This window comes from Actinomycetota bacterium, assembly GCA_036280995.1.
Lineage (GTDB): Bacteria > Actinomycetota > CALGFH01 > CALGFH01 > CALGFH01 > CALGFH01.
Map to the genome: position 1 here is coordinate 1 of DASUPQ010000781.1, position 2635 is coordinate 2635.

The 2635-nt window shown below is 70.9% G+C and carries 2 protein-coding genes; one reads left to right on the forward strand and one right to left on the reverse strand.

Translation table 11 applies throughout. The features are described from left to right. The coding region (locus VF468_26115; GenBank protein ID HEX5881762.1) for a GMC oxidoreductase at positions 1 to 1347 on the forward strand (1347 nt) is incomplete at its 5' end. Between the two features lie 336 nt (positions 1348 to 1683). Here VF468_26115 and VF468_26120 read toward each other — a convergent pair. After that, a partial coding sequence (locus VF468_26120) for an alpha/beta hydrolase (GenBank protein HEX5881763.1) occupies positions 1684 to 2635 on the reverse strand: 952 nt, incomplete at its 5' end.

The window sequence follows — 2635 nt, forward strand, 5'->3', positions numbered from 1 at the left end:
GGCAACGTGGAGTTCCCCGGGCTGGCGTACTGCCTGGGCGGCAAGTCCTTGTACTGGGGCGGCTGGTGTCCCCGGCTCACCGCGGCCGACCTGGCACGCTGGCCGGCCCCGGTCGCGGCGTACCTGGAGCAGCACTACGCCGACGTGGAAAGCGAAACCGGTGTCGTCCCGGCCACCGACTTCATCTTCGGCGAATTGCAGGACGCGCTGTTCCCCGCCGTGGTCACCGGCGCCGCGGCGGTGCCCGGGCTCAGCGTCGTGCAGCCGGCGCCGCTGGCGGTGCAGGGCAGCCCACCGGTGTCTGGGCTGTTCGGGTTCGACAAGTACAGCAGCCTGCCGCTGCTGATCGACGCGGTCCGCCGCGACATCCGCGGTTCGGGCGGGTCCGACGCCGCGCGCCGGTTGTTCGTGGTGCCCCGCGCACACGTCACCAGGCTGCACACGGCCAGCGGAGTGGTGCAGGCGATCGAGGTCGACATCGATGGCCATCGGCACCTCCTCGGCGCCGGCCCGAACTGCACGGTGGTGCTCGCCGCCAGCGCGATCGAGAGCACCCGGCTGGCATTGGCGTCCTTCCCGTCGCCGTTGATGGGCCGCAACCTGATGGCCCACGTGCGCACCGACCTCACCGTGCGCATCCACCGCGACGCGCTGCCGCCACTGCCCAGTCGTGTGCAGACCGCCGCCGCACTGGTGCGCGGGGCGAGCCCGACCGGGGCGTTCCACCTGCAGCTGACCGCCTCGACAAGCCGTGGCGGCTCCGACGAGCTGCTGTTCAAGATGCTGCCCGACATGGACGAGCTGGCTGCGCACCTGGAGAACACCGATCCCGACTGGCTGCCGCTCACGCTGCGCGGGATCGGCGAGATGACCGGCGACACCGCAACCGCCGTACCGCATCCGCAGCGCAGCTGGATCAACCTGAGCCCGTTCGACACCGACGAGTTCGGGCTGCCCCGCGCCTACGCGCAGCTGATCGCCTCACCCGGTGACCAGCAGACCTGGCAGGCGATGGACGCCGCTGCGCTCCGGCTGGCGCAGGCGGTCGCCGGCACCCCGCACCGGATCCAGTACCTCTACGACGGTGCCTGGCAGACCCAGCCGTACCCGCTCGACCGCCCGTTCCCGGACTGGCACCGTGGGCTTGGCACCACCTACCACGAGTCCGGGACGCTGTGGATGGGCCAAGACCCCGCCACCTCGGTGACCGACCCGTTCGGCCGCTTCCACCATGTCGGCAACGCCTACTGCTGCGACCAGGCGATCTTCCCCACGGTGGGGTCGGCGAACCCGGTGCTCACCGGCCTCACCCTGGCGCATCGCCTCGCCAGGCAAGCCGCGCTGTGAACGATCCGCCGTGTTCGGGCAGCCGATGCTCCACGAATGCGAAGTCAACCTCGACGCCGGCGAGACCGAACCCCGTCGCCACGGCGGCGTCTCCATCGGACCACTAGGTCGCCGAGCAGGGCGCCGCCGATCACGATGACCGCAACAAGGACCGCTGTGGTCCGGGAATGCTCGTTGAACAGCCACGCCGCACCGACTCCGGCTATCGCCACGGCAACGGCGACCCCGATAGCGACGGCTTTCGGCGTGTGAGGGCGGTGATCGCTCATCGGTCTTGTTCTCCCCGGTCATTGAGCGGCAGCGGGCCGAGCTGTGCCCGGTGGCCTCTGGAGCTGGTCATTGCAGGGCCTGCGGGATGGCCACGGGCCGATGGCTTGGTGCAGCTGCCCCGAAGGGCGTGATGTCCGGCTTGCATCTGGTGCCGGGTTCGGGTGTCGCGCGTGTCAGCAGGTAGCGGGTGGCCAGCCGCGCCGCACAGCTGCTCGCGAACAGTCCCCCGTGACCGACGCCGTCGACAGTGATCAGGGCGCTGTTGGGGATCAGGCGGGCAACCTTGCGGGCGTTGCGGTAGGGCGTGGCGGGGTCGTGCCGGCTGGTGATGAGCAGCACCGGCTGGGTGGTCCGCGGGGTCCAGGGTCCGGTGTACCGCTCGGTGGAACGGCCGGTCCAGGCGGCGCACACCATCGGGTGGTAGGCCCAGATGGATCCGAAGTACGGCGCGACCCTTGCGTCGCGCGTGCGTGCCACCTCGGCGTAGCGGCCGAACCGGCCTGGGTTGTCGGTGTCGCCGCAGGTGATCGCCAGCCCTACGTCGCGGTAGTTGTCGTACGTCGGTGTCGACGGCTCGCCGAGCTGGGCCAGGAGACGGCCGAGCGTGCGGCGGTCCCCGACGTCAGCCGCCTGCAACAGGTCGGCCAGCAGTGGCCACTTGAAGGAGTTGTACAGGCCGGACAGCGTGTCACCGACAAGATCGGGGTAGCCCAGCACCTGCCGACCCTGGCCCGGCACCCGAACGTGGATCGGGTCGTGTCGCAGCCTGGCGGCCAGGGCGGCGTACTTTGCCTGCGGCCGGCCGGCGGCGAACGAGCATCGCTCCCGCCCGGCCTGGTCGCAGAGTCGGAAGAACCGCCGCAACGTCGACCAGCTCGCCTGGTCGGCGTGTTCTCGGGCCCACGAAATGGTGCCGGCGGGTCCACTGGCCCAGGCGGGGTCGACCACCGCGTCGAGCAGGAGTGCTCCGGTGCGGTCGGGGAACACGTTGGCGACCACCTGGGCCAGGAACGTGCCG